A 7,120-nucleotide genomic window follows, 5' to 3' on the forward strand; every position below is an offset into this window, starting at 1 on the left:
CGTTAACGCTTATTAACTTCAGCGGTACGGGCAAGGGGGCTCGACACGATGCAGCAGGCACCGGTCCTGGCGAGCGCGGCCGATCCCGCCTCGGAGGCCTGGCAGGCCAACGAGGCGGCGCATCACGCGCTCGCCGAGGAGCTGCGCACGCGGCTCACCACGGCACGGCTCGGCGGGGGTGAGAAGGCCCGCGCCCGGCATGTGGCGCGCGGCAAGCTGCTGCCCCGGGAGCGGGTGGACACCCTGCTCGACCCGGGGTCCCCGTTCCTGGAGCTGGCGCCCCTGGCGGCCGAGGGGCTGTACGGGGGCGCCGCTCCGGCGGCCGGGGTGATCGCCGGAATCGGGCGGGTCAGCGGCCGGGAGTGCGTGATCGTCGCCAACGACGCGACCGTCAAGGGCGGCACGTACTACCCGATGACGGTGAAGAAGCACCTCCGCGCCCAGGAGGTCGCCCTGGAGAACCGGCTGCCCTGCCTGTACCTGGTGGACTCCGGCGGCGCCTTCCTCCCGATGCAGGACGAGGTGTTCCCCGACCGGGACCACTTCGGGCGCATCTTCTTCAACCAGGCCCGGATGTCCGGGGCCGGTATCCCGCAGATCGCGGCGGTGCTGGGCTCCTGCACGGCGGGCGGGGCGTACGTCCCGGCGATGAGCGACGAGGCGGTCATCGTCCGGAACCAGGGCACGATCTTCCTGGGCGGCCCGCCGCTGGTGAAGGCCGCCACGGGCGAGGTCGTCACGGCCGAGGACCTCGGCGGCGGTGAGGTCCACTCCCGTACGTCCGGGGTCACCGACCACCTCGCCGAGGACGACGCCCACGCGCTGCGGATCGTGCGGAACATCGTCGCGACGCTCCCCGCGCGCGGAGAACTCCCCTGGTCCGTGGAGCCCGCCGAGGAGCCCAAGGTCGATCCCGCCGGGCTGTACGGGGCGGTGCCCGTCGACTCGCGCACTCCGTACGACGTACGCGAGGTGATCACCCGGGTGGTCGACGGCTCGCGCTTCGCCGAGTTCAAGGCGGAGTACGGCCAGACGCTGATCACGGGCTTCGCCCGGATCCACGGGCACCCGGTCGGCATCATCGCGAACAACGGGATCCTCTTCTCCGAGTCCGCCCAGAAGGGCGCGCACTTCATCGAGCTGTGCGACCAGCGCGGCATCCCGTTGGTGTTCCTGCAGAACATCTCCGGGTTCATGGTCGGCCGGGACTACGAGGCGGGTGGCATCGCCAAGCACGGCGCCAAGATGGTGACGGCCGTGGCATCCACCCGGGTGCCGAAGCTGACCGTCGTCGTCGGCGGTTCGTACGGCGCGGGCAACTACTCCATGTGCGGCCGCGCCTATTCGCCGCGCTTCCTGTGGATGTGGCCCAACGCCAAGATCTCCGTCATGGGCGGCGAGCAGGCCGCCTCCGTGCTGGCCACGGTCAAGCGGGACCAGATCGAGGGGCGCGGCGAGCAATGGCCCGCCGAGGACGAGGAGGCCTTCAAGGATCCGGTCCGCGCGCAGTACGAGCAGCAGGGCAACGCCTACTACGCAACCGCCCGGCTCTGGGACGACGGTGTGATCGACCCTATGGAGACCCGGCAGGTGCTGGGGCTCGCTCTGACGGCCTGTGCCAATGCCCCGCTGCCCCAGAAGGATCCAGGCGGCCCGGGCTTCGGCGTCTTCCGGATGTGATGTGAGGACTTCCATGTTCAGCACTGTTCTGGTCGCCAACCGTGGCGAGATCGCGGTCCGGGTCATCCGGACCCTGCGCGAGCTCGGCGTACGGTCGGTCGCCGTCTTCAGCGACGCGGACGCGGACGCCCGGCATGTCCGGGAGGCCGATACGGCGGTACGGATCGGGCCCGCGCCCGCATCGATGAGTTATCTCTCCGTGGAGCGGCTCCTGGACGCCGCCCGGCGCACCGGGGCCGAGGCCGTCCACCCGGGATACGGCTTCCTCGCGGAGAACGCCCACTTCGCGCAGGCCTGCGCGGACGCGGGGCTCGTCTTCATCGGCCCGCCGGCCCCGGCGATCTCGCTGATGGGCGACAAGATCCGCGCCAAGGAGACCGTCGCCGCGGCCGGGGTTCCGGTCGTGCCCGGCTCCTCCGGTAGCGAGCTCACCGACGGGCAACTGGCCGAGGCCGCCCGGGAGATCGGCATGCCCGTGCTGCTGAAGCCGTCCGCGGGCGGTGGCGGCAAGGGCATGCGGCTGGTGCGCGACGAGGCGCTGCTCGCGGACGAGATCGCGGCGGCCCGGCGCGAGGCGCGCGCCTCCTTCGGCGACGACACCCTGCTGGTGGAGCGGTGGATCGACCGTCCCCGCCACATCGAGATCCAGGTCCTCGCCGACGGACACGGCAACGTGGTGCATCTGGGCGAGCGCGAGTGCTCGCTCCAGCGCCGCCACCAGAAGATCATCGAGGAGGCGCCCTCGGTCCTTCTCGACGAGAAGACCCGCGCCGCGATGGGTGAGGCCGCCGTCCAGGCGGCACGGTCCTGCGGGTATGTGGGCGCGGGCACGGTGGAGTTCATCGTCCCGGGCAGCGACCCCGCCTCGTACTACTTCATGGAGATGAACACCCGCCTCCAGGTCGAGCACCCGGTCACCGAGCTGATCACCGGCCTCGACCTGGTGGAGTGGCAGCTGCGGGTCGCGGCCGGCGAGCGGCTCCCGCACACCCAGGCCGACATCACGCTCACCGGGCACGCGATCGAGGCCCGGGTCTGCGCGGAGGACCCGGCGCGCGGCTTCCTGCCGTCCGGTGGGACCGTGCTCGCCCTGGACGAGCCGCAGGGCGGCGGGGTGCGCACGGACTCGGGACTCAGCGAGGGCGTGCCGGTCGGCAGCACGTACGACCCGATGCTGTCGAAGGTCATCGCGTACGGCCCCGACCGGGCGACGGCGCTGCGCCGGCTGCGGGCGGCGCTGGCGGACACGGTGGTGCTGGGCGTCCCGACGAACGCCGGGTTCCTGCGGCGGCTGCTGGCCCATCCGGCGGTGGTCGCGGGCGATCTGGACACCGGACTCGTGGAGCGCGAGGCGGACGGCCTGGTGCCGGTGGGGGTGCCCGAGGAGGTGTACGCGGCGGCGGCACTGCTGCGGCAGGCGCCGTCCGCCAGGACCTCCGGCTGGGTCGACCCGTTCTCCGCGGTCGACGGCTGGCGTCTCGGCGGCACACCCGCCGCGACGTTCCACCACTTCCGCGTACCGGGCCATGATCCGGTGCGGGTGAGCGTGCGTGCGGCCGCGGGGGGCACGGCCGAGCTGGCCTTCGGCCACGCCGGGGACCGTGACGAGCGGGCCGACGCGTGCGGGCCGGTGCCCTCGCTGCCCGGTGCGCAGGTGTCCCGGCTCGTCGAGTCGACCGGGCGGCGCGTCGTCGTCGAACTCGACGGCCTCACCCATGCGTTCAGCCTGGCGGCCTCCGCGGACGGGGTGTGGCTCGGCCGGGACGGGGACACCTGGCACGTCCAGGACCACGACCCGGTGGAGGCCTCTCTCAGCGGCGCCGCCCGTTCCGGGGCCGACACGCTCGCGGCGCCCATGCCGGGGACCGTGACGGTGGTGAAGGTGGCCGTCGGGGACGAGGTCGCTGCCGGGCAGAGTCTGCTCGTGGTCGAGGCGATGAAGATGGAGCACGTCATCTCCGCCCCGCACGCGGGAACGGTCACCGAGCTGGACGTCACCGCCGGTGCCACGGTCGCCATGGACCAGATCCTGGCCGTGGTGGCCCCGAGGGAGGAATCGTGACCGACACCGATCTGCCCATGACCGTGCCCGCACCGGGGCTGCCGGACCGGGTCCGCATCCATGAGGTCGGCGCCCGCGACGGCCTGCAGAACGAGAAGGCCGTGGTGCCGACGGAGGTGAAGGCGGAGTTCATCCGCCGGCTCGCCGTCGCCGGGCTGTCCACGATCGAGGCGACCAGCTTCGTCCACCCGAAGTGGGTGCCCCAGCTCGCCGACGCCGAGCAGCTGTTCCCGCTGCTCGGGGATGTCGCGGACGTCGGGGACGTGGCACTGCCCGTCCTCGTACCGAACGAACGCGGTCTGGACCGGGCGCTGGCCCTCGGCGCACGGAGGATCGCGGTCTTCGGGTCGGCGACGGAGACGTTCGCCGCCCGCAATCTCAACCGCACCGTGGACGAGTCGCTCGCCATGTTCGAGCCGGTCGTGGCCCGGGCGAAGGCGGAGAAGGTCCATGTGCGGGGCTATCTGTCGATGTGCTTCGGCGATCCGTGGGAGGGCGCCGTGCCCCTCGCCCAGGTCGTCCGTGTCGCGAAGGCCCTGATGGACCTCGGCTGCGACGAACTGTCCCTCGGCGACACCATCGGCGTCGCCACCCCGGGCCATGTGACCGCCCTGCTGTCCGCGCTGAACGGGGCGGGGGTGCCCACCGCCACGATCGGGGTGCACTTCCACGACACGTACGGCCAGGCGCTCTCCAACACCCTGGCCGCGCTCCAGCAGGGGGTGACGACGGTGGACGCCTCCGCGGGCGGCCTCGGCGGCTGCCCGTACGCGAAGAGCGCGACCGGGAATCTCGCCACCGAGGATCTCGTGTGGATGCTCGACGGCCTCGGTATCGAAACCGGGGTCGACCTCGGCGCACTCACCGCCACGAGCGTGTGGATGGCCGAACAGCTGGGCCGTCCCAGCCCCTCCCGAACCGTCAAAGCGCTCTCGGCGTCACAAGCGCCGTCCCACAAGGAGTGACGTCCCATGTCCCTGGACCACCGGCTGACCGCCGAGCACGAGGAACTGCGCCGTACCGTCGAGGAGTTCGCCCACGACGTCGTCGCGCCGAAGATCGGCGACTTCTACGAGCGCCATGAGTTCCCGTACGAGATCGTGCGGGAGATGGGGCGGATGGGCCTGTTCGGCCTGCCGTTCCCGGAGGAGTACGGCGGCATGGGCGGGGACTATCTCGCCCTCGGTATCGCCCTGGAGGAGCTGGCCCGGGTCGACTCCTCGGTGGCGATCACCCTGGAGGCCGGGGTCTCGCTGGGCGCGATGCCCGTCTACCGCTTCGGCACCGAGGAGCAGAAGCAGCGCTGGCTGCCGAAGCTCTGCTCGGGCGAGGCGCTCGGCGCGTTCGGGCTGACGGAGCCGGACGGCGGGTCGGACGCGGGCGGCACCCGGACGACGGCCGTGCTGGACGAGGCCACCAACGAGTGGGTGATCAACGGTTCCAAGTGCTTCATCACCAACTCCGGTACGGACATCACGGAGCTGGTCACGGTCACGGCGGTGACGGGCCGCAAGGAGAACGGCGCCCCGCGCATCTCCTCGATCATCGTGCCGTCCGGCACCCCCGGCTTCACGGTCGCGGCGCCCTACTCCAAGGTCGGCTGGAACGCCTCGGACACCCGTGAGCTGTCCTTCTCCGACGTCCGTGTCCCGGCGGCGAACCTGCTGGGCGAGGAGGGCCGCGGCTACGCGCAGTTCCTGCGGATCCTGGACGAGGGCCGGATCGCGATCTCCGCGCTGTCGACGGGCCTGGCGCAGGGCTGTGTGGACGAGTCGGTGAAGTACGCGAGGGAGCGGCACGCCTTCGGGAAGCCGATCGGCGCCAACCAGGCCATCCAGTTCAAGATCGCGGACATGGAGATGCGGGCGCACATGGCCCGGATCGGCTGGCGGGACGCGGCCTCGCGGCTGCTGGCGGGCGAGCCGTTCAAGAAGGAGGCGGCGATCGCCAAGCTGTACTCGTCGACGGTGGCGGTGGACAACGCCCGCGAGGCCACCCAGATCCACGGCGGCTACGGCTTCATGAACGAGTACCCGGTGGCGCGCATGTGGCGCGACTCCAAGATCCTGGAGATCGGCGAGGGCACGAGCGAGGTCCAGCGGATGCTGATCGCACGGGAGTTGGGGATGGACGCCTGACACGGACGGAGGGCCGCCAGGCCACTCGGACGGGCCGCTCGGGCCAGAGGGAGGCCGCTCCGCCGGACACCGGCAGGGCGGCCTTTCGACCCCCCACCTGCCCATATCTGAGGTTAGGCTAACCTACCCTCGAACCCGTCGGCGGCCAGCCACCACCCGCACGAAAGCAGACAGCCCATGCCCAACGTCCGGCCCACCTCCCTCTCCCGTCGCGGCCTGCTGGCCGCCGGCGGAGCCGTCGGCCTCGGCGCCGTGCTTGCCGCGTGCGGCGACAGCGACTCCAAGGAGTCCGGCGCCGGCTCGGACTCCGCCAAGTCCGGTCCGTGGACCTTCAAGGACGACCGGGGCCTGACCGCGAAGGCCGGTTCGACACCGAAGAACATCGTCGCGTTCGTCGGTGTCGCCGCAGCCCTTCACGACTACGGCATCGAGGTCAAGGGAGTCTTCGGCCCGACGAAGACCGCTGACGGCAAGGCCGACGTCCAGGCCGGCGACCTCGACGTCAGCAAGGTCGAGGTGCTCGGCAACGTCTGGGGCGAGTTCAACGTCGAGAAGTACGCCGGCCTCGCACCGGACCTGCTCGTCACCGCCATGTGGGAGAAGGACGCCCTCTGGTACGTGCCGGACGAGTCCAAGGACAAGATCCTCAAGCTGGCCCCGAGCGCGGCGCTGTGGGCCGCCCAGACCACCATGCCGAAGGCGATCCAGCGCCACGAGGACCTCGCGGCCTCCCTCGGCGCCGACGTCAAGGCCAAGAAGGTCACCGACGCCAAGGCACGCTTCGAGAAGGCGGCCGCCCGGCTGCGCGCCGCCGCCAAGTCCCAGCCGAACATCAAGGTGCTGGTCGGCTCGGCAAGCCAGGACCTCTTCTACGTCTCGCTCGCCAAGACGTCCGCGGACACCCTGTACTTCCAGGAGCTCGGCGTGCAGTTCGTCGAGCCGAAGGTCAACGCGGCCGGCTTCTTCGAGGAGCTCAGCTGGGAGAACGTCGACAAGTACGAGGCCGACGTCATCATGATGGACAACCGGTCCTCGGCCCTGCAGCCCGACGCCCTGACCTCGAAGCCGACGTGGGCGCAGCTGCCCGCCGTCAAGGCCGGCCAGATCGTCCCGCGTACGACGGAGCCCATCTACTCGTACGACAAGTGCGCACCGATCCTCGAGGACCTGGCCAAGGCCATCGAGAGCGCCAAGAAGGTCAGCTGATCCTCGGCCCGGCCCGGAGCGAGTCGCTCCGGGC

The 7,120-nt window shown here is 71.3% G+C and carries 5 protein-coding genes; all 5 read left to right on the forward strand.

The annotated features are described in order from the left end of the window. Positions 1 to 48: 48 nt before the first annotated feature. The 5 genes from ACFQ6X_RS18145 (at position 49) to ACFQ6X_RS18165 (ending at position 7,086) form a co-directional block, all read left to right on the forward strand. Positions 49 to 1,680 (forward strand): carboxyl transferase domain-containing protein, encoded by a 1,632-nt coding sequence (locus ACFQ6X_RS18145; RefSeq protein WP_383182565.1) that lies wholly within the window; start codon positions 49 to 51, stop codon positions 1,678 to 1,680. 13 nt (positions 1,681 to 1,693) lie between these two features. Beyond that, on the forward strand, positions 1,694 to 3,742 hold the full coding sequence (locus ACFQ6X_RS18150) for an acetyl-CoA carboxylase biotin carboxylase subunit (RefSeq protein WP_383182567.1): 2,049 nt from the start codon (positions 1,694 to 1,696) through the stop codon (positions 3,740 to 3,742). A gap of 17 nt (positions 3,743 to 3,759) precedes the next feature. Further along, a complete protein-coding gene (locus ACFQ6X_RS18155; RefSeq protein WP_329215339.1) occupies positions 3,760 to 4,707 on the forward strand; it encodes a hydroxymethylglutaryl-CoA lyase in 948 nt (315 codons plus the stop codon). A 6-nt stretch (positions 4,708 to 4,713) separates the two neighbouring features. After that, complete coding sequence (locus ACFQ6X_RS18160; protein WP_383182569.1) at positions 4,714 to 5,880, forward strand: acyl-CoA dehydrogenase family protein; 1,167 nt, start codon at positions 4,714 to 4,716, stop codon at positions 5,878 to 5,880. Positions 5,881 to 6,057: 177 nt separating this feature from the next. Continuing rightward, positions 6,058 to 7,086 carry an ABC transporter substrate-binding protein gene (locus ACFQ6X_RS18165; RefSeq protein WP_383182571.1) on the forward strand — a complete coding sequence of 343 codons (1,029 nt, stop codon included), beginning with the start codon at positions 6,058 to 6,060 and terminating at the stop codon, positions 7,084 to 7,086. Positions 7,087 to 7,120 lie beyond the last annotated feature (34 nt).

This window comes from Streptomyces sp. NPDC056452 (assembly GCF_042796085.1).
In the GTDB taxonomy this organism is placed as follows: Bacteria; Actinomycetota; Actinomycetes; order Streptomycetales; family Streptomycetaceae; genus Streptomyces.